Origin of the sequence: Enterobacter sp. JBIWA003, from assembly GCF_019968825.1 — a bacterium.
In the GTDB taxonomy this organism is placed as follows: domain Bacteria; phylum Pseudomonadota; class Gammaproteobacteria; order Enterobacterales; family Enterobacteriaceae; genus Enterobacter; species Enterobacter quasiroggenkampii.
This window is the reverse complement of record NZ_CP074170.1, coordinates 3,999,684-4,021,924: the sequence shown is the minus strand read 5'-3', so window position 1 is coordinate 4,021,924 and position 22,241 is coordinate 3,999,684. Positions and strand designations below refer to the sequence as shown.

Annotated in this window: 19 protein-coding genes; 13 read left to right on the top strand and 6 right to left on the bottom strand. The window is 56.4% G+C overall.

Translation table 11 applies throughout. The annotated features are described in order from the left end of the window. The first annotated feature begins 82 nt into the window (after positions 1–82). From KGP25_RS19380 to rlmM, 4 genes are all read left to right on the top strand, one after another. Positions 83–310: a YgdI/YgdR family lipoprotein gene (locus KGP25_RS19380; RefSeq protein WP_008499648.1), complete on the top strand. Its 228-nt coding sequence runs from the start codon at positions 83–85 to the stop codon at positions 308–310. A gap of 349 nt (positions 311–659) precedes the next feature. Next, positions 660–1,577, top strand: coding sequence for a glycine cleavage system transcriptional regulator GcvA (gcvA, locus tag KGP25_RS19375; protein WP_008499647.1), 918 nt, complete (start codon positions 660–662; stop codon positions 1,575–1,577). Positions 1,578–1,616: 39 nt separating this feature from the next. Continuing rightward, positions 1,617–2,012 (top strand): DUF423 domain-containing protein, encoded by a 396-nt coding sequence (locus tag KGP25_RS19370; RefSeq protein ID WP_008499646.1) that lies wholly within the window; start codon positions 1,617–1,619, stop codon positions 2,010–2,012. Further along, entirely contained in the window at positions 2,005–3,105 is a 1,101-nt protein-coding gene (rlmM, locus tag KGP25_RS19365; RefSeq protein ID WP_048029185.1) for a 23S rRNA (cytidine(2498)-2'-O)-methyltransferase RlmM, read from the top strand. The genes KGP25_RS19370 and rlmM overlap by 8 nt, the downstream gene beginning before the upstream one ends. 62 nt (positions 3,106–3,167) lie before the next feature. Here rlmM and xni read toward each other — a convergent pair whose 3' ends face one another. The 5 genes from xni to queF form a co-directional block, all read right to left on the bottom strand. Beyond that, entirely contained in the window at positions 3,168–3,923 is a 756-nt protein-coding gene (gene xni / locus KGP25_RS19360) for a flap endonuclease Xni (RefSeq protein ID WP_223539504.1), read from the bottom strand. Positions 3,924–4,035: 112 nt separating this feature from the next. Beyond that, on the bottom strand, positions 4,036–5,403 hold the full coding sequence (sdaB, locus tag KGP25_RS19355; RefSeq protein ID WP_223539503.1) for an L-serine ammonia-lyase II: 1,368 nt from the start codon (positions 5,401–5,403) through the stop codon (positions 4,036–4,038). Positions 5,404–5,468: 65 nt separating this feature from the next. After that, the gene (locus tag KGP25_RS19350) at positions 5,469–6,764 is read right to left on the bottom strand and encodes an HAAAP family serine/threonine permease (protein WP_008499642.1); all 1,296 of its coding nucleotides are present in this window, start codon (positions 6,762–6,764) and stop codon (positions 5,469–5,471) included. 515 nt (positions 6,765–7,279) lie between these two features. Next, positions 7,280–8,644 (bottom strand): nucleotide 5'-monophosphate nucleosidase PpnN, encoded by a 1,365-nt coding sequence (gene ppnN / locus KGP25_RS19345; protein WP_223539502.1) that lies wholly within the window; start codon positions 8,642–8,644, stop codon positions 7,280–7,282. 116 nt (positions 8,645–8,760) lie between these two features. After that, a complete protein-coding gene (queF, locus tag KGP25_RS19340; RefSeq protein WP_021241894.1) occupies positions 8,761–9,603 on the bottom strand; it encodes an NADPH-dependent 7-cyano-7-deazaguanine reductase QueF in 843 nt (280 codons plus the stop codon). A 69-nt stretch (positions 9,604–9,672) separates the two neighbouring features. Here queF and syd point away from each other — a divergent pair, with 69 nt between their 5' ends. The 8 genes from syd (at position 9,673) to KGP25_RS19300 (ending at position 18,026) form a co-directional block, all read left to right on the top strand. After that, the gene (gene syd, locus KGP25_RS19335) at positions 9,673–10,218 is read left to right on the top strand and encodes a SecY-interacting protein (RefSeq protein WP_045908467.1); all 546 of its coding nucleotides are present in this window, start codon (positions 9,673–9,675) and stop codon (positions 10,216–10,218) included. A gap of 632 nt (positions 10,219–10,850) precedes the next feature. Then, entirely contained in the window at positions 10,851–11,180 is a 330-nt protein-coding gene (locus KGP25_RS19330) for a YqcC family protein (protein ID WP_023309024.1), read from the top strand. Next, complete coding sequence (gene truC, locus KGP25_RS19325) at positions 11,177–11,953, top strand: tRNA pseudouridine(65) synthase TruC (RefSeq protein ID WP_045908468.1); 777 nt, start codon at positions 11,177–11,179, stop codon at positions 11,951–11,953. Before KGP25_RS19330 ends, truC begins: the two co-directional genes overlap by 4 nt. A gap of 24 nt (positions 11,954–11,977) precedes the next feature. Continuing rightward, entirely contained in the window at positions 11,978–12,427 is a 450-nt protein-coding gene (locus tag KGP25_RS19320) for a flavodoxin (RefSeq protein WP_223539501.1), read from the top strand. Between the two features lie 333 nt (positions 12,428–12,760). Then, complete coding sequence (gene gudP, locus KGP25_RS19315; protein ID WP_032675441.1) at positions 12,761–14,116, top strand: galactarate/glucarate/glycerate transporter GudP; 1,356 nt, start codon at positions 12,761–12,763, stop codon at positions 14,114–14,116. Continuing rightward, positions 14,116–15,456 carry a glucarate dehydratase family protein gene (locus KGP25_RS19310; protein WP_223539500.1) on the top strand — a complete coding sequence of 447 codons (1,341 nt, stop codon included), beginning with the start codon at positions 14,116–14,118 and terminating at the stop codon, positions 15,454–15,456. The genes gudP and KGP25_RS19310 overlap by 1 nt, the downstream gene beginning before the upstream one ends. Before the next feature lie 12 nt (positions 15,457–15,468). Further along, a complete protein-coding gene (gene gudD, locus KGP25_RS19305; protein WP_126533985.1) occupies positions 15,469–16,809 on the top strand; it encodes a glucarate dehydratase in 1,341 nt (446 codons plus the stop codon). A 77-nt stretch (positions 16,810–16,886) separates the two neighbouring features. Next, on the top strand, positions 16,887–18,026 hold the full coding sequence (locus KGP25_RS19300; RefSeq protein ID WP_223539499.1) for a glycerate kinase: 1,140 nt from the start codon (positions 16,887–16,889) through the stop codon (positions 18,024–18,026). Positions 18,027–18,115: 89 nt separating this feature from the next. Here KGP25_RS19300 and barA read toward each other — a convergent pair whose 3' ends face one another. Beyond that, the gene (gene barA, locus KGP25_RS19295; protein WP_045908472.1) at positions 18,116–20,875 is read right to left on the bottom strand and encodes a two-component sensor histidine kinase BarA; all 2,760 of its coding nucleotides are present in this window, start codon (positions 20,873–20,875) and stop codon (positions 18,116–18,118) included. Positions 20,876–20,932: 57 nt separating this feature from the next. On the opposite strand from barA, the gene rlmD reads away from it, so the two are divergent. Then, positions 20,933–22,231 (top strand): 23S rRNA (uracil(1939)-C(5))-methyltransferase RlmD, encoded by a 1,299-nt coding sequence (rlmD, locus tag KGP25_RS19290; protein ID WP_223539498.1) that lies wholly within the window; start codon positions 20,933–20,935, stop codon positions 22,229–22,231. The last annotated feature ends 10 nt before the right edge of the window (positions 22,232–22,241 follow it).

Sequence of the window (22,241 nt, the reverse complement as noted above, 5' to 3'; positions counted from 1 at the left end):
TATGCTAAATAGTGTTAGGCGGATGTTTTAGCCTGTTATAAATCGAGGTTTGAATAGCATTAATTGCTAAAGGAGAATAATCATGAATAAGACAGCTGCAATCATCTCTGCCTGTGCGTTTACTTTTGCCCTGAGCGCCTGTTCCGGTAACAACTACGTGATGCACACCAACGATGGTCGTTCCATCGTTTCGGAAGGGAAACCGACAACCGATAACGATACCGGGATGATTTCGTACAAAGATGCTAACGGGAACAAGCAGCAGATCAACCGCACGGACGTGAAAGAGATGAAAGAGATCGAGCATTAACAGATCGCAGGCGAAAAAAAAGCACCGCAAATTGGCGGTGCTACATTAATCACTATGGACAGACAGGGTAAATGTACAGGAAGTGAAAAATTGGTAGCGTTGCTACCGTGGTCTGAATCGCAGACCAATTGCAAACACAACAACACAACATCACAACCGTAAGCCAAAAGCCCTTCAGAACACGCATTCCGAAAAAAGCTCTTCGTTCCGGCTCAGGAAGTGCCGCCACTATAGGTATTTGCTGGTAGTTCCTCAACGGACAAATTATAATGGCTCAGATAAAAAAAACTAATAGGTTAAACGTTGTTTCCTATTTGTTAAATTCCGTTAACATCTAAGCCAGATAACCATGTCAAAGCGATTGCCCCCCCTCAACGCATTACGTGTTTTTGATGCAGCAGCACGTCACCTGAGCTTCACCCGCGCAGCCGATGAGCTTTTTGTGACACAGGCCGCAGTAAGTCACCAAATCAAGTCTCTGGAGGATTTTCTGGGCCTTAAGCTGTTTCGTCGACGCAACCGCTCGTTGCTGTTGACCGAAGAGGGGCAGAGCTATTTTCAGGATATTAAAGAGATTTTTTCGCAGCTCACTGAAGCCACGCGTAAGCTACAGGCCCGCAGTGCAAAAGGTGCCCTGACTGTCAGTTTATTGCCCAGTTTTGCCATTCAGTGGCTGGTGCCAAGACTCTCAAGCTTTAACTCAGCTTATCCGGGGATAGACGTTCGAATCCAGGCCGTGGATCGTCAGGAAGACAAGCTGGCCGATGATGTGGACGTCGCGATTTTTTATGGTCGCGGTAACTGGCCGGGCTTGCGTGTTGAGAAATTATACGCAGAATATCTCCTGCCGGTCTGTTCTCCCCTGCTGTTAACGGGTGACAAGGCGCTGAAGTCCCCCGCTGACCTTGCGCAGCATACGCTTTTACATGATGCCTCTCGACGCGACTGGCAAACTTATACCCGTCAATTAGGTCTTACTCATATAAACGTGCAGCAGGGACCCATCTTTAGCCACAGTGCGATGGTGTTACAGGCTGCCATTCACGGGCAGGGCGTGGCGTTGGCGAACAACGTCATGGCGCAGTCCGAAATTGAGGCAGGTCGCCTGGTCTGCCCTTTTAATGATGTACTGGTCAGCAAGAATGCGTTTTATCTGGTTTGTCATGACAGTCAGGCAGAACTGGGTAAAATAGCCGCCTTCCGGCAGTGGATACTGGCGAAAGCGGCAAGCGAGCAAGAAAAATTCCGCTTCAGGTATGAACAATAACGTTTGTGTGCCGGGCACGCATTAATTCAGGACTTAAACATGACCAGCCGATTCATGCTGATTTTTGCCGCGGTGAGTGGCTTTATTTTTGTTGCACTGGGCGCCTTCGGCGCACATGTCTTAAGCAAGTCGTTGGGCGCTGTAGAGATGGGCTGGATCCAGACCGGCCTTGAATATCAGGCGTTCCATACGCTGGCGATCTTTGGGCTGGCGGTGGCGATGCAGCGCCGTATCAGCATCTGGTTTTACTGGAGCAGCGTCTTCCTGGCGCTGGGCACGGTGCTTTTTAGCGGCAGCCTCTACTGTCTGGCACTTTCGCATTTACGCCTGTGGGCGTTTGTTACACCTGTCGGCGGCGTCAGCTTCCTGGCGGGTTGGGTATTAATGTTTATCGGAGCTATCCGTCTGAAACGCAAGGGCGTTGTTCATGAATAAGGTTGTTTTATATTGTCGCCCGGGGTTTGAGAAAGAGTGCGCCGCGGAAATTACCGATAAAGCGGCGAAGCGCGAAATCTTCGGCTTTGCTCGCGTAAAAGAAAACGCGGGTTACGTGGTTTTTGAATGCTATCAGCCTGAAGATGCGGATAAGCTGGCACGCGAGCTGCCGTTCAGCTCGCTGATCTTTGCGCGCCAGATGTTTGTCGCGGGTGAGCTGCTCAAAGACCTTCCCCCGGAAGACCGCATCACCCCCATTGTCGGCATGCTGCAGGGCGTGGTGGAGAAGGGCGGCGATCTGCGCGTTGAAGTGGCGGATACCAACGAAAGTAAAGAGCTGATGAAGTTCTGCCGTAAGTTCACCGTTCCGCTGCGTGCGGCGCTGCGTGATGCGGGCGTGCTGACGAACTACGAAACGCCGAAGCGTCCGGTGGTGCATATCTTCTTTATCGCACCGGGCTGCTGCTATACGGGCTATTCGTACACCACCAACAACTCTCCTTTCTTTATGGGCATCCCGCGTCTGCGCTTCCCGGCCGATGCGCCAAGCCGTTCCACGCTCAAGCTGGAAGAGGCGTTCCACGTCTTTATCCCGGCGGATGAGTGGGATGAGCGTCTGGCAAACGGCATGTACGCCGTCGATCTCGGCGCGTGCCCGGGCGGCTGGACCTATCAGCTGGTGAAACGCAACATGTGGGTATCGTCCGTTGATAACGGCCCAATGGCGCAAAGCCTGATGGATACCGGGCAGGTCACCTGGCTGCGTGAAGACGGCTTCCGCTATCGCCCGAACCGTAACAACATCTCATGGATGGTGTGCGACATGGTTGAGAAACCGGCGAAAGTGGCCGCGCTGATGGCCTCCTGGCTGGTAAACGGCTGGTGCCGCGAGACCATTTTCAACCTCAAGCTGCCGATGAAAAAGCGCTATGAGGAGGTGTCGCAGAACCTGGCCTACATTCAGGAGCAGATGGACGAGCATGGGATTAACGTGGAGATCCAGGCGCGTCAGCTGTATCACGACCGCGAAGAGGTGACGGTGCATATTCGTCGCTGGTGGGCGGCCGTAGGCGGGCGTCGCGACGAGCGCTAATACGTGCTTTGTTTTGCCCGGTGGCGCTGCGCTTACCGGGCCTTCAAAACCGTGTCGTCGCTTTAACGTTCTAACCTTAACTGCTGTAAATTCCCATCCAGCTGTAAATCCGTCTGTAGCGTTGCGATTTCCCGGCAGATAAACGCCATCTCTTTATGCGCCTCCAGCTTCTTGCGCCATTTTTCTGGCACCTCGTCCAGACGAGCGTAAATGCCTTCCAGACTCTGAAAATCGGTCAGCAACTGCGCGGCGCTCTTCGGCCCAATCCCGGCCACTCCCGGTACTTTAGAACTGCTGATCCCTGCCAGGCCCCAGTAATCCGGCAGTTGCTCAGGCGATACGCCAAACTCGCTGGCGATGAACGGCGCGTCCAGCCAGCGTTTTTGAAAATAGTCGCGAATGCGGATAGTGGGGGAGAGCAGCTGGCAGTAGCCTTTGTCCGTTGAAACGATCGTGGCCTGATGCCCGGCACTCGCCACCTTTACGGCCAGGGTGGCCGCGAGATCGTCGGCTTCATTTCCCTGTGCGCCCCAGCAGGGGACGCCCCGCTGTTCAAATGCGGCGCGCAGCATGGGCAATTCGGCGTGAAGATCGTCCGGCATCGGTGCGCGTCCGGCTTTGTAGTCGGGCATACGCTGGTGCCGCCAGCCCGTATTGCGGGCTTCGTCATCAAATACCGCGACCGCATGGGTGGGTTCACTGTGGCGGATAAGCTGTTCCAGCGCGTGCAGGCAGGTGTCTTTACAAGGCGTCCCCTGTACCGCATGGATACGGCGAATCAGGTTAAGTGCATCGACGATAAGTAAATGAACGGCCACAGATAATCTCCCTTCTATCTAATGCATGAAGGGTAACACTGTCAGCAGCATGAAACTATGAATGGTGGGGAAAACAGGAAGAAGCCTCGCAAAACGAGGCTTCCTGAGAGGCTTAATCGCAGGTTACGATCTTCATCGCCAGGCCGCCGCGAGAGGTTTCGCGGTATTTGGCGTTCATATCTTTACCGGTTTCGTACATGGTCTCGATAACCTTATCGAGACAGACGCGCGGTTCGCTGGTGCGGCGCAGCGCCATACGCGCCGCGTTCACCGCCTTCACGGAGGCAATCGCGTTACGCTCGATGCACGGAACCTGTACCTGGCCAGCAACCGGGTCACAGGTCAGCCCCAGGTTGTGTTCCATGCCGATTTCCGCAGCAATGCACACCTGCGCCGGGCTTGCGCCCAAGAGCTCCGCCAGACCCGCTGCCGCCATGGAGCACGCCACGCCGACTTCACCCTGGCAGCCCACTTCCGCACCGGAAATGGAGGCGTTCATCTTATACAGAGAACCAATCGCACTGGCCACCAGCAGGTAGCGCGCCAGCGAGTTCGCATTCACTTCACGGATAAACTTGTCGTAGTACGCCAGTACCGCCGGAACGATGCCGCAGGCACCGTTGGTCGGTGCGGTGACCACACGGCCCCCAGCGGCGTTTTCTTCGTTTACCGCCAGGGCGAACATGTTGATCCAGTCCACCACGGCCATCGGGTCCGTAGTCGTTTTGTCGGTGCTTACCAGCATACGGCGCAGCGCTGCCGCACGACGCGGTACGCGAAGCTTGCCCGGCAGAACGCCTTCGGTGGTGATCCCGCGCTCAATACCGCCGCGCATCACATCCCAGACGTTAGCGAAGTGCTGTTCCAGCTCCTCTTTGCTGTGCAGCGCCAGCTCGTTTTTCATCATCAGACCGGAGAGGGAAAGGCCCGTCTCCTGGCAGTGACGCTGGAGGTCTGCCGCCGTTTTGTACGGATACGGCACCTCGACAGAAGAGGTGTTGGTTTGACCAAAGTGGTCTTCGTCGACGATAAAACCGCCGCCGATAGAGTAATAAGTCTGGCTGTATACCGCTTTGTCGCCTGCCAGCGCGGTAATGCGCATACCGTTTTCGTGCAGCGACAGGTTGTCCGCATGGAAATTCATGCATTGGTCAACCGGGAATTCAACCTCGTGCTCGCCGTTCGCCAGCAGCAGGCGCCCGTGGGTGTTCACGTCCTGGATAAAGCCAGGGATCGTATCAATATCAACGGTATCCGGCAGGTTTCCCGCCAGGCCCATGATAATGGCGATATCGGTGTGGTGGCCTTTCCCGGTCAGGGAAAGCGAGCCGTATACATCGACAACCACGCGGGTGATGTCGTGCAAGATGCCGCGTGCAATCAAGTCATCCGTGAACTGCTTACCGGCTTTCATCGGTCCGACGGTGTGAGAGCTGGAAGGACCAATACCGATTTTGAAAATATCGAATACGCTAATCATGATGCGTCCATTGCTTTCAGTCAGAGAGGAGGGAGTGCGCCGTCCGGGGACGGCGCGGGTGAGAATCAGAACATGGTGTACAGGGAGTAGAAGATCGCAGAGATAGCGATAAGCCCCATGATAACCACAAAGACGTTGCTGACATGACCGCTGTACTTACGCATAGCCGGGACTTTCTGAATCGCGTACATCGGCATCAGGAACAGAATCATCGCGATGACCGGGCCGCCCAGGGTTTCAATCATGCCCAGGATGCTTGGGTTCAGCGTCGCTACCGCCCAGGTGGTGAGCAGCATGAACAGTGCAGTGATTTTGTTCAGCTTGTTGATTTCAATGCTCTTGCCTTTACCGCGCAGAGATTTAATCACCATACCGTTGAAGCCTTCACGTGCGCCCAGGTAGTGGCCCAGGAAGGATTTGGTGATGGCGATCATCGCGATGATCGGTGCCATCCACGCAATCAGCGGTGCGTTAAAGTGGTTCGCCAGGTAAGACAGAATAGAGATGTTCTGCTCTTTCGCTGCCGCCAGGTCCGCCGGGGAGAGGCTCAATACGCAGCTGAAGACGAAGAACATAACGGTCAGCACCATCATGATGTGAGCGCGTGCCAGAATGCTGGAGCACTTCTTCTCTGCACCATTGCCGTACTCTTCACGTTTCGCCACGGCGAAAGAGGAGATGATAGGAGAGTGGTTGAAGGAGAAGACCATTACCGGGATCGCCAGCCACAGGGTCATCAGCAGGCCGTTACCGGTCGCAGACGCGCTGCTCAGGGACAGGGTTTCCAGCGCTGCACCGTTCCACTGTGGGATCAGGTAGCAGGCCAGCAGCATCAGTGCGGCCACAAACGGGAACACCAGTACGCTCATCGCTTTCACAATCATCTGCTCACCGAAGCGCACGATGGTCATCATGCCGACAATCAGGATCAGAGACAGGATGGCACGCGGTGGCGGCGTCATGTGCAGCTGGTGCAGCATGAAGCTTTCAACGGTGTTGGTGATCGCCACGCTGTAAACCAGCAGGATAGGGTAAATCGCGAAGAAGTAGAGCAGGGTAATCAGTTTACCTGCGCCCACGCCGAAATGCTCTTCAACCACTTCAGTGATGTCTTCACCCGGGTTTTTACCGGACAGCACGAAGCGGGTCAGACCGCGGTGTGCAAAGAAGGTCATCGGGAAAGCAATGATAGCCATAATGATCAGCGGGATCAGACCGCCGACGCCTGCGTTGATAGGAAGGAACAGTACACCAGCGCCGATTGCCGTGCCGTAAAGGCCAAGCATCCACATGGTATCCGTTTTGCGCCAACCACTTCGGGATTCAATCGAAGCAACGGTGCTGGTTTGAGTGGTTTCCATCTGTATCTCCTGGAGGAAGCGAATTGTCAGGTTTTTAGTCAAATCCGATGAAAAAGTGCCTGACGGTAATATGAAATTCGTTCAGTGACGGTTTTTTAATAATTTTTGCCCGTAACTATTGGCGGGCGGAAAGATACATTCTAGTTATGAATCTATCAGTGATCGTGATCCCAAATGCAATAATCCACTTATGATGTGGGCATCTTTAGACCATTTATCTGTTAAAAAAACATCAAAGAGAATTTACGGGCGCGAAGGCTACCACCAACGACATGTGCGCTGAAAGACCGCCCCGTGATATAGGTGTCTTTCGCTGTAAAGAAATGGGTTTTTAGTATTTTCTGGCAGGTAATTTGGATTAAGGCTGATAATTTACGGTTGCAAAATGCAGGTAATCGTTTGCGTATGTGACAACTTTGTAAAAGATATAAGTGATGCCTATGAATTACATCAGGAATAAAAAAAGCCGGGACGCGCAACAGGGCGACCCGGCTTTGATGAGATATCGCTAAGCGTCAGGTGCAGATTTCGTAGCAAGGAATATAGGCAGAGCCCGGCAGCTTCATGCGGTGCTGGGCGACAAAGCCCTGAAGCATGTCATCCATACGGCGCATCATCTCCGGATCGCCGTGGATCTTGTACGGACCGTACTGCTCAATGGCGCGGATACCGACCTCTTTGACGTTGCCCGCCACAATCCCGGAGAAGGCGCGACGCAGATCGGCGGCCAGGACTTCCACCGGCTGATCCGGGTAAAGTTTCAGGTTCGCCATGTTCTCGTGTGTAGGCTCGAACGGGATCTGCAGATCCGGTGCAATGCGGATTGACCAGTTAAAGCTGTAGGCATCCCCGGTATCGCGACGGTTCTCTTTCACCAGCGGCATCGCTTTTTTCATCTGACGCGCCACTTCCGCAGCATCGTCGATGATGATGCGATAGTGACGACGCGCGGCTTCACCCAGCGTGTGCACGATAAACTCGTCCAGCACGCGGAAGTAGTCGGCGCTCTCTTTTGGTCCGGTCAGGATCAGCGGCAGAACCTGATCTTTGTTGGCCGGGTTCATCAGAATACCCAGCAGATAGAGCAGCTCCTCCGCTGTCCCCACGCCGCCCGGGAAGATGATGATGCCGTGGGCGATACGGACAAACGCTTCAAGACGTTTCTCGATATCCGGCATGATAATCAGTTCGTTAACCAGCGGGTTAGGTGGCTCAGCGGCGATGATGGACGGCTCGGTCATACCGATAAACCGTCCCTCTTTGTAGCGCTGCTGCGCGTGACCCACTGCGGCACCTTTCATTGGCGCTTCCATCGCACCCGGACCACACCCGGTACAGATATTAAGTTCGCGCAGGCCAAGCTGGGTGCCCACCCGACGCGCATAAAGGTATTCGGTTTCGTTAATGGAGTGACCGCCCCAGCAGACGACCATGTTCGGCGCTTCACCCACGTGCAGGGCACGGGCGTTGCGCAAAATGGAGAACACCAGGTTGGTGATATGGACCGAGCTTTCCAGATCGAGATGCTGGAAACGGCCTGCGTTGTGGATCTGCCCGTTAACAAACAGGATGTCACGCAGCACGGCAAACAGGTTAGCCTGAAGTGAACGGATGATGCGTCCGTCGACAAACGCCTCTTCCGGCGGGTTGATGACTTCAAGCTTCACGCCACGCTCGCGGCGCAGCACGTTGATATCAAAGCTTTCGAAGCGGGACAGCAGTTCTTTACTGTTATCTGTCAGGCTTCCGGAGTTCAGAACGGCAAGTGAACAGTTACGAAACAGTTGATAAAGATCGCTGCTGGCCGTGCGTTTAAGCATGTCCACTTCCAGCTGCGACAACATATCCATTGAGCCAAGCGGGCTAATATGTGTAATCAAGTGAGCTCCTTACGGGACGATTATCGTCTTTCCCTGTTGATTACAATAGCCCTGGCGCGTGACGTTTCACAACCTAAAGCGCGGAAGATACCGCGCATATTGTGAAAATATTTATATTACTGACGCACCAGCCGGCCCGTCGCCGGCACAAAATCGGTATTGGTGCGCCACGGGTTAATGTCCAGACCGCCGCGGCGGGTGTAGCGCGCGTAAACGCTCAATTTTTCTGGCTGGCAGAAACGTTGAATATCGCTAAAGATGCGCTCCACGCACTGCTCGTGGAATTCATTGTGATGGCGGAACGACACCAGGTAGCGCAGCAGCTTCTCCCGGTCAATTTTCGGGCCGCGGTACTGGATCTGCACCGAGCCCCAGTCCGGCTGATGCGTGATCAGGCAGTTGGATTTCAGCAGATGGCTGACCAGCGTTTCCTCGACCACCTTGCCGCTCGCCGCGTTTTCGAGGTAGTCCGCGCTGAATTCATAATTCTCCACCTCGATATCCTGATCGTCGATGCAGGTTCCGTTGAAGTGGGCGACCGGCTGGCCTTCCAGCTCGTGCAGGCGATAGAGTGAGACGCTCACCTTTCCCTGCGCGCAGGCGCTTAAATCACGTTCCAGGGTGTGCTGAACGTCGTCCCAGCTGTTGAATTTGGTCTGGTTAAAGCTGTTGAGATAGAGCTTAAAGCTTTTCGACTCGACGAGATTCACGCTGGCGTAGTCCAGCTCAACGTGGCCCACCGCCACCTGCGGCAGGCCGCGCGCGTTGAGCCACGAGAGTTCGTACAGCGTCCAGATATCGCCCCCCACGAACGGCAGGGCGTCCGCGTGCAGTCCCAGAGGATCGCGGTTCAGGCTACGCGGCACGCCCTGCAGCAGGCTAGCATCGTAGGTATCGCGGTAATCGGTCGATTTACCCAGCGTTAAGCCGGTTAACGCCTGATGATTTTCGTAAGACATGTTTCATAGCCACTTTACAGGTACACTTATGGCCTGAGTTTATCCTGTCTGACAAGAAGAGAGAAATCGGTGGACATCGAAACTGCAAATGCCCTCACTACCTTTACGACCCGCTACTGCGACGCATGGCATGAAAAGCAGGGCACGTGGCCGCAAAGTGCTGATTTATATGGCGTCCCTTCGCCATGCATTATCTCTTCGCTTGATGATTACGTGATCTGGCAGCCGAAGCCGAATACCGGCGAGCAGAATGTAAATGCGGTTGAACGGGCAATGGACATTGTGGTACAACCAGCGGTTCATGCGTTTTATGCCACGCAGTTTGCAGGGGATATGCCTGCGCGCTTTGCGGACATGACGCTGACGCTGTTGCAGACCTGGAGCGAAGACGATCTGCAGCGTGTTCAGGAAAACCTGATCGGTCATCTGGTCACGCAAAAACGCCTTAAGCTTTCTCCGACTCTCTTTATCGCCACGCTGGACAGCGAGCTGGACGTTATCTCCGTCTGTAACCTGTCAGGTGAAGTGATTAAAGAGACTATCGGTACCCGCAATCGCGAGACTCTCGCCCCCTCTCTTGCGGATTTCCTCACCCGACTTGAGCCCCTTCTGTAATCCATGCTGCTACAGCGCGTGTGAGAGATCTCTTACAAGGTTTGTGAGAGATCGCTGGAACATTCAGTATTACCTCATTTTATTCAGATTAATATCACTCTATTTTTCAATGCATTAGTTGTTCATCCTATTATTTTTAGGGAGTCCCGGCGTCTTACAACGCTGGCTGAGTGGGTTGTAAGACGAAGCGGAATAGCGGATTCTATCTCCGTCGACAGGAAGCCGACACGAGAAACGAACATCAGGATGATGGCGTTTCTCACACAGGACTCGTCAGGATGGCGCTGCAGGAAGGCTTCAGGATGAAGCAAAGTGGATAACGCAGGATGCGTAAGGGACACCTCCAGGAAGGAGAACGAGAGCCGGTCAGGATGGTCGGTGGGTCAGGAAGGCCAGGACGTTTCAGGATGAAACAAACACGTCAGGAAGATGTGTGCAGGATGCGAAAGGTAGACGGATGACCAGGCCTTCGGGCTTCAGGAAAAGTTGTCACGGATGAGCAGGGAGCACGAATTGTAGCTGGAATGCTGCGGAACGAACCGGGAGCACTGTTTTTACAGTGCTCCCTTTTTTTATTTCTGCCTTTCGCAATGCTATGCTGCGCGCCGTTCACTTTTTCAGTTGAGGTTACTATGACGCAACACGATAGCGTTCGTGCTCAGTTGCACGCCATCGAAGCCCTTTTGCGCCAACATCAGCTGTGGCAGGAGACCGCGCCGCAGCCAGAAGCGTTCGCCAGCACCCAGCCCTTCTGCCTGGATACGCTGGCGCCTTTCGAGTGGCTGCAGTGGGTGTTAATTCCGCGCATGCACGCCCTGCTTGAGGGGGGGCACCCCTTGCCGCAGGCGTTTGCTGTCTCTCCCTATTATGAAATGGCGCTCGAAGCGACGCACCCTGCGCGCGACGTCATGCTGGTCGAACTGGAAAAACTGGATGCCCTGTTTGCCGGTGAAGATGCATGACGCTTGAGATCCTCTATCAGGACGAGTGGCTGGTGGCGGTGAATAAACCGTCAGGCTGGCTGGTGCACCGCAGCTGGCTGGATCGCGACGAGAAAGTGGTGGTGATGCAGACCGTTCGCGACCAGATTGGTCAGCATGTATTTACGGCCCATCGCCTCGACCGGCCGACCTCCGGCGTGCTGCTGATGGGGCTTTCCAGCGAAGCTGGCCGTCTGCTGGCGCAGCAGTTCGAACAGCACCAGATCCAGAAGCGCTATCACGCGGTCGTGCGTGGCTGGCTGACCGAGTCCGCCACCCTGGACTATCCGCTGGTGGAGGAACTGGACAAAATCGCCGATAAATTTGCCCGGGATGACAAAGGCCCGCAGCCCGCCGTGACGGATTATCGCGGCATGGCGACGACGGAAATGCCGGTAGCCACCAGCAAATTTCCGACCACACGCTACAGCCTGGTTGAGCTTCTGCCCAAAACCGGGCGTAAGCACCAGCTGCGACGCCATCTTGCGCATCTGCGTCACCCGATTATTGGCGACAGCAAACACGGTGATTTGCGCCAGAACCGCAGCGCGGCCGAGCACTTTGGCTGCCATCGTCTGATGTTACACGCAAGCGAACTCAGCCTGACGCACCCGTTTACCGGCGAGCCGCTGACTATCCGTGCGGGGCTGGACGACGTCTGGATGCAGGCGCTGTCACAGTTTGGCTGGCTCGGACAACTCCCCGAAAATGAAAGGGTTGAGTTTGTATCGGGCAACGTTCAGGATGAAGAGTAAGCGCATTCACTATGGGAAAATAGCATGGCTGAAGTAGGCATTTTCGTCGGCACAATGTACGGCAACTCGCTGCTGGTCGCGGAAGAGGCGGAGGCGATTCTGGCAAGCCAGGGTCATAAAGCCACGGTCTATGAAGATCCGGAGCTGGCGGACTGGGAAAAGTATAAAGATAAATACATTCTGGTGGTGACCTCCACCACCGGGCAGGGCGATCTGCCGGACAGCATCGTGCCGCTGTTCCAGGGCATTAAAGACCAGCTTGGCTATCAGCCAGATGTTCACTACGGCATCATCGCCCTCGGCGATAGCTCTTACGCTAACTTCTGCGGCGGCGGCAAGCAGTTCGATGCGCTCCTGCAGGAGCAGAGCGCCCAGCGCGTGGGCGAAATGCTGCTGATTGATGCGGGTGAGCACCCGGAGCCAGAAAGCGAATCAAACCCGTGGGTGAAGAACTGGGCCTCACTTCTCAAATAACACTCTGCCCGGCGGCGCTTCGCTTGCGCGGGCCTACGGGTTTTCCAGGCCGGGTCAGGCGTAGCCGCCACCCGGCATTACCCCCCGCCCCAAACGCCATTTCCGTGAACCACCTTCCACTCCTCTGGGCTTATGCCCTAAACAACCTCCCTCACACCCTTTAATACTGTGTTTTTGCACGGTGAGGTGAAGAGGCACTCCTTCATATACTTTTCCGGTCACGATAAAACGGCTTCAGGCCGTACCAAAACGACAAAATCAATCTCATTCTGCTTACCCTACCGGTGCTGTACAGAATGAACCAGGCGAAAGCTATGTTTCAGGAGTGCAACAATGAGTTCATTAAGCCACGCAGCGAGCAGCGCTGAAAAGCGCACCAATGCTCGCTACTGGATAGTGGTGATGCTGTTTATCGTCACGTCCTTTAACTATGGTGACCGCGCCACGCTGTCGATTGCCGGCTCGGAAATGGCAAAAGATATCGGCCTCGATCCCGTGGGTATGGGTTACGTTTTCTCCGCCTTCTCGTGGGCCTACGTCATCGGGCAAATTCCTGGCGGCTGGCTGCTGGACCGCTTTGGCTCGAAACGGGTCTACTTCTGGTCCATCTTCATCTGGTCTGCCTTTACCCTGCTGCAGGGCTTCGTCGATATCTTCAGCGGCTTCGGCATTATCGTGGCGCTCTTCACGCTGCGCTTCCTGGTGGGGTTAGCGGAAGCGCCTTCCTTCCCGGGCAACAGCCGCATTGTGGCGGCCTGGTTCCCGGCACAGGAGAGGGGAACGGCGGTGGCGATTTTCAACTCCGCACAGTACTTCGCGACGGTGATCTTTGCGCCCATTATGGGCTGGCTGACCCATGAGGTGGGCTGGTCGCACGTGTTCTTCTTTATGGGCGGACTCGGGATCGTCATCAGCTTTATCTGGCTGAAAGTGATCCACGAACCCAACCAGCACCCTGGCGTAAACAAAAAAGAGCTGGAGTACATTGCAGAAGGCGGCGCGCTGATCAACATGGATCAGAAATCCTCGACGGCGAAAGTCCCGTTCAGCCAGAAATGGGCGCAGATCAGGCAGCTCGTCGGTTCGCGCATGATGATCGGGATCTATCTGGGCCAGTATTGTATCAACGCCTTGACCTACTTTTTCATTACCTGGTTCCCGGTTTACCTGGTGCAGGCACGCGGCATGTCGATTCTGAAAGCGGGGTTTGTCGCCTCGGTTCCGGCCATCTGCGGCTTCGTGGGAGGCGTGCTCGGCGGGGTCATTTCCGACTGGCTGATGCGCCGCACTGGTTCCCTGAACATCGCGCGTAAAACACCTATCGTGCTCGGCATGCTGCTCTCCATGACCATGGTGTTCTGTAACTACGTCAATGCCGAGTGGATGATTATCGGCTTTATGGCGATGGCCTTCTTCGGCAAAGGCATTGGCGCGCTGGGCTGGGCGGTGATGGCGGATACGGCCCCGAAAGAGATCAGCGGTCTGAGCGGCGGTCTGTTCAACATGTTCGGCAATATCTCCGGGATTGTTACACCCATCGCTATCGGCTACATCGTCGGCACCACCGGATCGTTCAACGGTGCACTAATCTACGTGGGTGTGCACGCGCTGGTGGCGGTGCTGAGTTACCTGGTGCTGGTGGGGGATATCAAACGCGTCGAACTTAAACCTGTTGCGGAGCGTGGCTGATGACAACGCAATCGAGTCCAACCATCACTGAGATGAAGGTCATCCCGGTGGCCGGGCAGGACAGCATGCTGCTCAATATTGGCGGTGCGCATAACGCCTGGTTTACCCGTAATATCGTCGTGCTGAAAGACAGCGCAGGAAATACCGGCGTGGGCGAGGCACCAGGCGGAGAGGTGATTTACCAGACGCTTGTCGATGCCATTCCGCAGGTCGTGGGGCAGGAGATTGCCCGCCTGAACAAGGTGGTTCAGCGGGTGCATAAGGGCAATCAGTCGGCAGACTTTGAGAGGTTCGGAAAAGGTGCGTGGACGTTTGAACTGCGCGTCAACGCGGTTGCCGCCCTGGAAGCGGCTCTGCTTGATTTACTGGGGAAGGCGCTCAATGTCCCGGTCTGCGAACTGCTGGGGCCCGGCAAACAGCGCGATGCGGTCACCGTGCTGGGCTATCTGTTCTACGTTGGCGATCGCAATAAAACCGACCTCCCCTATCTGGCCCGAACCGCGGGCGACCACGACTGGTATCAGTTGCGCCACCAGGAAGCGCTCTCCAGCGACGCGGTGGTGCGGCTGGCCGAGGCGGCGCAGGATCGCTACGGCTTTAAGGACTTCAAGCTGAAGGGCGGCGTGCTGCCCGGCGAGCAGGAGATTGAGACGGCCCGGGCGCTGAAACGGTGCTTCCCGGATGCACGGATCACCGTCGATCCGAACGGCGCATGGCTGCTGGATGAAGCCATTAGCCTGTGCAAAGGGCTGGGGGATGTCCTGACCTATGCGGAAGACCCCTGCGGCGCGGAGCAGGGCTTCTCGGGCCGCGAAGTGATGGCCGAGTTCCGTCGTGCCACCGGGCTGCCGGTGGCGACCAATATGATTGCCACGAACTGGCGCGAAATGGGGCACGCAGTGATGCTGAACGCCGTCGACATACCGCTGGCGGACCCGCACTTCTGGACGCTCTCCGGCGCAGTGCGCGTGGCCCAGCTGTGCGATGACTGGGGGCTCACCTGGGGCTGTCACTCGAACAATCACTTTGATATTTCGCTGGCGATGTTTACCCACGTTGGCGCCGCAGCGCCGGGTAACCCGACCGCCATCGACACCCACTGGATTTGGCAGGAAGGGGAAGCCCGCCTGACGAAAAATCCGCTGGAAATCACAGAGGGCAAAATTGCCGTACCGGATGCGCCGGGCCTGGGCGTGGAGCTGGACTGGGATCGGATCCAGAAAGCCCATGAGGCGTATAAAAAATTGCCGGGTGGCGCGCGTAACGACGCGGGCCCGATGCAGTACCTTATTCCCGGCTGGACATTTGACCGTAAGCGCCCTGTTTTCGGACGTCACTGATAAAAGGATTGAATGATGAGTACTTTTTCTACCCCTGTCGTCACCGCCATGCAGATCGTTCCGGTTGCGGGCCATGACAGCATGTTGATGAACCTGAGCGGCGCGCACGCGCCGTTCTTTACCCGCAACATTGTCATTATCAAAGACAATGCTGGCCATACCGGCGTGGGCGAAATTCCGGGCGGGGAGAAGATCCGCAAAACCCTGGAAGAGGCCATTCCGCTGGTGGTGGGCAAAACGCTGGGGGCGTATAAAAATGTCCTCAACACCGTGCGCAATACCTTTGCCGATCGCGATGCCGGGGGCCGGGGCCTGCAGACCTTCGATCTGCGCACCACTATCCACGTGGTGACCGGAATTGAAGCCGCGATGCTGGATCTGCTGGGCCAGCATCTGGGCGTTAACGTTGCGTCGCTGCTGGGCGAGGGGCAGCAGCGCAGCGAAGTGGAAATGCTGGGCTATCTGTTCTTTGTCGGCGACCGCAAGCTGACGCCACTGCCGTACCAGAGCCAGCCCGAAGAACAGTGCGACTGGTACCGGCTTCGCCACGACGAGGCAATGACCCCTGATGCGGTGGTGCGCCTGGCGGAAGCCGCTTACGAGAAATATGGCTTCAACGATTTTAAACTGAAGGGCGGCGTGCTGGCCGGGGAAGAAGAGGCGGAAGCCATCACCGCGCTGGCAAAACGCTTCCCGCAGGCGCGCGTGACGCTGGATCCGAACGGTGCCTGGTCGCTTGATGAAGCGATCGCGATCGGCAAGCAGCTGAAAGGCGTGCTGGCGTATGCGGAAGATCCATGCGGCGCTGAACAAGGCTTCTCTGGCCGTGAAGTGATGGCGGAATTCCGTCGCGCTACAGGGCTGCCAACCGCGACCAATATGATTGCTACCGACTGGCGTCAGATGGGGCATACCTTATCCCTCCAGTCAGTCGACATTCCGCTGGCTGACCCGCACTTCTGGACGATGCAGGGCTCGGTGCGCGTGGCGCAGATGTGCCATGAGTTTGGCCTGACCTGGGGTTCGCACTCCAACAACCACTTCGATATCTCTCTGGCGATGTTCACGCACGTCGCCGCCGCCGCGCCGGGCACCATCACCGCTATCGACACCCACTGGATCTGGCAGGAAGGTAATCAGCGTCTGACTAAGCAGCCGTTTGAGATCAAAGGCGGCATGGTGCAGGTGCCTTCCACGCCGGGGTTGGGGGTTGAGCTGGATATGGATCAGGTCATGAAGGCCCATGAGTTGTATCAGAAACACGGTCTGGGCGCGCGCGACGATGCGATGGCGATGCAGTATTTGATCCCGGACTGGACATTCGACAATAAACGTCCGTGCATGGTACGATAAACGCATTGGGACCGCTCCCACGAGCGGTCTTTTACGTGGTGTATGCTTAACGTAACGACTATGCGTAAGGATGGCTTATGAAAATTGTTATCGCACCGGACTCGTATAAGGAAAGTTTGAGTGCGCTTGAGGTTGCGACAGCGATAGAACGTGGTTTTCGCGAGATCTTTCCCGAGGCGGTTTATGTGAAACTGCCGGTCGCGGACGGTGGCGAAGGGACGGTTGAGGCGATGATCGCAGCAACGCAGGGAAGCATTGTGCATGTTCCGGTGACCGGCCCGCTGGGCGAGCGCGTGGAGGGGTTCTATGGCTTGTCCGGAGATAAGCAGAGCGCCTTTATTGAAATGGCGGCGGCAAGCGGCCTGGAGTTGGTTGCGCCTTCGCAGCGTAATCCGCTAAAAACCACCTCCTGGGGCACGGGCGAACTGATTCGTCACGCGCTGGATGCGGGCGTTAAGCATATCATTATTGGCATTGGCGGCAGCGCCACCAATGACGGCGGCGCAGGCATGGTGCAGGCGCTGGGGGCGAAGCTGCTGGATGACAATGAACAGCCTCTTGGGCTGGGCGGGGGCGAGCTGGGAAAACTCGCGGGTATCGACCTGAGCGGGCTGGACAGACGTCTGGCGGAGTGCCGGATTGAGGTGGCCTGCGATGTAACCAATCCGCTTACCGGGAAGGACGGGGCGTCAGCCGTATTTGGCCCGCAGAAGGGGGCCACACCCGAGATGATCGTCACCCTGGACCACGCGCTTGCGCACTATGCGAGCGTGATTGCCCGGGACCTGGATATTGATGTGCTAAACCTTGCTGGCGGCGGCGCAGCGGGGGGCATGGGCGCGGCGCTCTATGCCTTTTGCGGCGCGCAGCTGCGCCAGGGCATTGAGATCGTGACCGATGCGCTACACCTGGCCGATCAGGTGGCCGATGCGGATTTGGTGATCACCGGTGAAGGCCGTATTGACAGCCAGACGATCCACGGCAAAGTCCCGGTGGGGGTGGCGAAGGTGGCGAAACGCTTTAACAAACCCGTTATCGGCATTGCAGGAAGCCTGACGGCGGACGTTGGCGTGGTACACGATCACGGCATTGATGCGGTGTTTAGCGTGATCTACACCATCTGCTCGCTGGAAGACGCGCTGGAAAATGCCGGTGAGAACGTCAGGATGGCCGCAAGAAATATCGCGGCGGTGCTGAAAGTGGGGCTGGCATTTTAGCTGTGATTGCCGGGTGGCGGCTTCGCCTTACCCGGCCTACGTTAGTGCACCTGTAGGCCCGGTAAGCGTAGCGCCACCGGGCTTCTACCTCAGATCCCCAATACCTTCATTGCTTCCCGCGTCACGTTATCCATTTCATCCAGCAGCTCCAGGAACTCCGGTTCAAGCTCCGATTCCGGCGTGCCCGCACGCAGCTGCTGCTCCAGCAACTGGCAGAGGTTTTTCAGCCGCGGTACGCCGCTGTACCCGCAGCTGCCGTGCAGCTTGTGGATTGCGTCCAGCAGATCTTCCGGGTTTTCCCCCACCAGCTGCTCTTCCACCTTATTGCGAATTTCCGGCAGAAACGCGACCAGCATTTGCAGCATGTCGCGGGCGAGATCGGGTTTACCTGCCGCCTGGCGCAGCGCAAGCTGCCAGTCAAAGGTGGCGTTCTGATTAACGCTTATCTCAGCCTGCTCGCTGGAAACCGTGTACGTTCCGCCAATATGACCCGGCTTGTAGCGCAACAGCAGGCTATGAAGTTTCTCTTCATCGATGGGCTTTGCCAGATAGTCATTCATCCCGGCGCTCAGCAGCTTCTCCTTCTGGCCCGCCATCGCGTGCGCGGTGACAGCAATGACCGGCGTTTGCTGCTGATGCGGCAACTGGTGGATCAGCTCGCAGGCCCGAATGCCGTCCATGCCCGGCATCTGAATATCCATCAGGATTAAATCAAACTGCATCTGCTTAGCCTGTTCAACCGCCTGCGCGCCGCTGGTGCACAGCTCAACATGCTGAACCTGGTCTTCAAGCAATGCGCCAATGAGCTTCAGGTTGGCCGGATTATCATCCACCGCCATCACGCTCATCGGCAATTTTTGCTCATCGTTAATCAGCGGAAGGGCATGCTGGCTAAGACGGCAATATTCCGTGAGCGCGGGCAGCAGGCGGGTCGCAGTGAGCGGTTTAAGCAAGCAGGCGGCGGCCCCGTCATTTTTCAACTCTTCTGCATTCAGCTGCGCGTGGCAAGGTAACGCCAGCAGCAGGTAGTCGGTCATCGACGCGGCTTTCGCCAGCCGCTCCTGCTGCATGGTCAGCTCGCCGGTGAAGGTGACCGGGATCCCCATCAGCAGGATGTCATAATGCTCAACGGCCAGAGCGGAGAAGGTGGGGCTGTAGACCACCTCCAGCGGCGTGGTGCTTAAGATGTCGAGCGCACACTGCGCCGCCGCAGCGTTAGGTTCAACGTAGGCCAGACGCTTGCCTTTCAGGCAGTCCGTCACCGGGCCATCGGTCAGCACGTTCGGATTGAGGTCCAGATTAATGTGGAACCAGAAGGTTGAACCGCGGTTTGGCTGGCTGTGGAAAGAGATATCGCCGCCCATCTCGTTCACCAGACGCTGGGTGATCACCAGCCCCAGACCGGTGCCGCCATGACGGCGGGAGATACTGGCATCCGCCTGACGGAACGCCTGGAACAGACGCGACTGGTCGCGCTCCGGAATGCCGATGCCGGTATCGCGGATCTGGACTTCAATCTGGACCTTATTGCTGCTGATCGAGCGTTTCTCTACCAGGACGTCGATATTACCGCTTTCGGTGAATTTAATGGCGTTCCCGACAAGGTTGGTAATGACCTGCTGCAGGCGCAGCGGATCGCCAATGACGTTATCCGGCACGTCGTTTTTAATGTTAAGCGTCAGCTCAAGGCCTTTGTCGTGCGACGAGTGCGCAAGCAGCGTCACCACTTCATCGAGCGTGCTGCGCAGCGGGAAGGGAATACTCTCGAGGATCAGCTTGCCCGCTTCCAGCTTGGAGAAGTCCAGCACGTCGTTGATGATCGCCAGCAGGTTGTTGGCCGAGCGTTCAATGGTGTGCAGGTGATCCCGCTGAGTAGGATTCAGCTCGCTTTTCAGGGTCAGACGGGTAAAGCCGATCACGCCATTGAGCGGCGTGCGCAGCTCGTGCGACATATTGGCAAGGAATTCCGATTTGATACGCGCCGCTTCCTGAGCGCGCTTTTTCGCCAGATCCAGCTCAACGTTCTGGATCTCCATCTGCTCCAGCGTTTCGCGCAGGTCGGACGTCGCCTGGTCAACGTTGTGCTGCATCTCTTCGTGATAGGCCGCCAGCGACATCGCCATCGAGTTGATGCCGTTTTTCAGCATATCCAGCTCACCCAGCATAAACCCTTCCACACGGCTGTCGAGCTGTCCCCGGCGAATGCGGTCAACCGTGTTAACCATGTTGCGGATGGGACCCGTCACGTCGCGCATCAGGCGCCAGCCGAAGATCAGCGCAATGCCGATGCAGAACAGCATCATCACGCCGGAGATGAAAATCTCTTTGTACTGCTGTAGCCGGACCGACTTGAGATCCAGCTCCAGCGCCACATATCCCAGCATATTATTGCTGGATTTGGCGTCGGACTGCGCAGACTCATCGGGGGAATAACTCTCCGACACGATCGGCGTGCGCAGGATCATGATATCGCCGCGCCGCAGTACGGTGAGGTGACGCGGGAACGGCGTACCGTCCGGGATCTTTAAGGCCGCCGGATCGAGATGAAAATTCGAGGTGACAAACAGGCGGTTATGTTCGTCGTAAACGGAAATGGCGCGTACGATGTCCGAGTGGCGGCGGTGGAGTACGCTGATTAACTGCCCAATGGATTCGCGGTTTTGCAGGTTCATGCCGTACTCGCTGGAGACGGCAAGCGGTTCGATAATGCTGGCGCCTGCATCCTCCAGCTGTCGCTGCAAATCGTTATAGCGGTGCACCACAAAGAAGATACTCAGCAGCAAACCGATGAGAACGGTGGGGGCGAGGATCAAAATCATCATGCGCGCGCGCAGGCTGTAGTTGGTCATGGCGTTCCGTTATGGGACAATTAAGATAATTATGTTTATGTGAGAAAAATCTCGGCGATGGCGCAATTCTACTCTGCAAAGCGACGCGTGACGACGCGTCAAATCATCACTGTTGAGGCCACGGACCTTGATCCGTTTGGTCAGGGAGTGGCACGCCACAATGGTAAGGCTCTGTTTATAACAGGTTTACTGCCAGCAGAACGAGCAGAAATTACGCTGACGGAAGATAAACGCCAGTTTGCGCGCGGGCAGGTTAAGCGTCGCCTCAACGATAGCCCGGAGCGTGTGGCGCCCCGCTGTCCTCATTTTGGCGTGTGCGGCGGCTGCCAGCAACAGCACGCGAGCACAGAATTACAGCAAAAAAGCAAAAGCCGCGCGCTGGCGCGTCTGCTTAAACATGACGTTAACGAAATCCTTGCCGATGCGCCCTGGGGCTATCGTCGTCGCGCGCGCCTGAGCCTCAGCTATCAGCCAAAAACGGAGCGGCTGGAGATGGGGTTTCGCAAGGCCGGCTCCAGCGACATCGTTGATGTGAAGCAGTGCCCCATTTTGGTGCCCCATCTTGAGGCATTGCTTCCGGAAGTGCGCATCTGCCTCTCCGGGCTGGACGGCGTTCGCCATCTTGGGCATGTCGAACTGGTCATGGCAAACAATGGCCCGCTGATGGTGCTGCGCCATACCGCGCCGTTGTCGAAAAAAGATCGCGAAAAACTGGAACGCTTTTCGCATTCCCACGACCTGGCGCTTTTCCTTGCACCACAAAGCGAGATACTTGAACAGGTTACCGGTGAGGCGCCCTGGTATGCGTCAAACGGGCTACGCTTAATGTTCAGTCCGCGGGATTTCATTCAGGTCAATGATGGCGTTAACCAGCAGATGGTGGCGAAAGCGCTGGCGTGGCTGGATGTTCAGAAAAGCGACCGGGTGCTCGATCTGTTCTGCGGAATGGGCAACTTCACACTGCCGCTGGCGCGAGAAGCGGCCAGCGTCGTCGGCGTGGAAGGCGTTGAGGCGCTGGTGGCGAAAGGGCAGGAGAACGCGCGGCAGAACGGCTTGCAAAATGTGACATTCTTTCATCAAAATCTTGAGGAAGATGTCACCCAACAGCCGTGGGCAAAGCAGGGCTTCGATAAAATTTTGCTCGACCCGGCACGTGCCGGTGCCCCGGGCGTGATGGCACATATTATTAAACTCGCGCCGAAGCGTGTGGTCTATGTTTCCTGTAACCCGGCAACGCTTGCCCGGGACAGCGAGGCATTACTCAGCGCGGGTTACCAGATTCAGCGTCTGGCAATGCTGGACATGTTCCCGCACACTGGGCATCTGGAATCGATGGTGTTGTTCGAGCACATCTAATTTGTTTGGC

Bases quoted from the DNA above. Each gene is read 5' to 3' on its own strand.
- truC (WP_045908468.1), top strand. From the start codon at position 11,177: ATGACGCTTGAGATCCTCTATCAGGACGAGTGGCTGGTGGCGGTGAAT.
- KGP25_RS19300 (WP_223539499.1), top strand. From the start codon at position 16,887: ATGAAAATTGTTATCGCACCGGACTCGTATAAGGAAAGTTTGAGTGCG.
- rlmM (WP_048029185.1), top strand. From the start codon at position 2,005: ATGAATAAGGTTGTTTTATATTGTCGCCCGGGGTTTGAGAAAGAGTGC.
- gcvA (WP_008499647.1), top strand. From the start codon at position 660: ATGTCAAAGCGATTGCCCCCCCTCAACGCATTACGTGTTTTTGATGCA.
- KGP25_RS19310 (WP_223539500.1), top strand. From the start codon at position 14,116: ATGACAACGCAATCGAGTCCAACCATCACTGAGATGAAGGTCATCCCG.
- KGP25_RS19370 (WP_008499646.1), top strand. From the start codon at position 1,617: ATGACCAGCCGATTCATGCTGATTTTTGCCGCGGTGAGTGGCTTTATT.
- sdaB (WP_223539503.1), bottom strand. From the start codon at position 5,403: ATGATTAGCGTATTCGATATTTTCAAAATCGGTATTGGTCCTTCCAGC.
- KGP25_RS19380 (WP_008499648.1), top strand. From the start codon at position 83: ATGAATAAGACAGCTGCAATCATCTCTGCCTGTGCGTTTACTTTTGCC.
- gudD (WP_126533985.1), top strand. From the start codon at position 15,469: ATGATGAGTACTTTTTCTACCCCTGTCGTCACCGCCATGCAGATCGTT.
- rlmD (WP_223539498.1), top strand. From the start codon at position 20,933: ATGGCGCAATTCTACTCTGCAAAGCGACGCGTGACGACGCGTCAAATC.
- KGP25_RS19330 (WP_023309024.1), top strand. From the start codon at position 10,851: ATGACGCAACACGATAGCGTTCGTGCTCAGTTGCACGCCATCGAAGCC.
- KGP25_RS19350 (WP_008499642.1), bottom strand. From the start codon at position 6,764: ATGGAAACCACTCAAACCAGCACCGTTGCTTCGATTGAATCCCGAAGT.
- KGP25_RS19320 (WP_223539501.1), top strand. From the start codon at position 11,978: ATGGCTGAAGTAGGCATTTTCGTCGGCACAATGTACGGCAACTCGCTG.
- gudP (WP_032675441.1), top strand. From the start codon at position 12,761: ATGAGTTCATTAAGCCACGCAGCGAGCAGCGCTGAAAAGCGCACCAAT.
- barA (WP_045908472.1), bottom strand. From the start codon at position 20,875: ATGACCAACTACAGCCTGCGCGCGCGCATGATGATTTTGATCCTCGCC.
- queF (WP_021241894.1), bottom strand. From the start codon at position 9,603: ATGTCTTACGAAAATCATCAGGCGTTAACCGGCTTAACGCTGGGTAAA.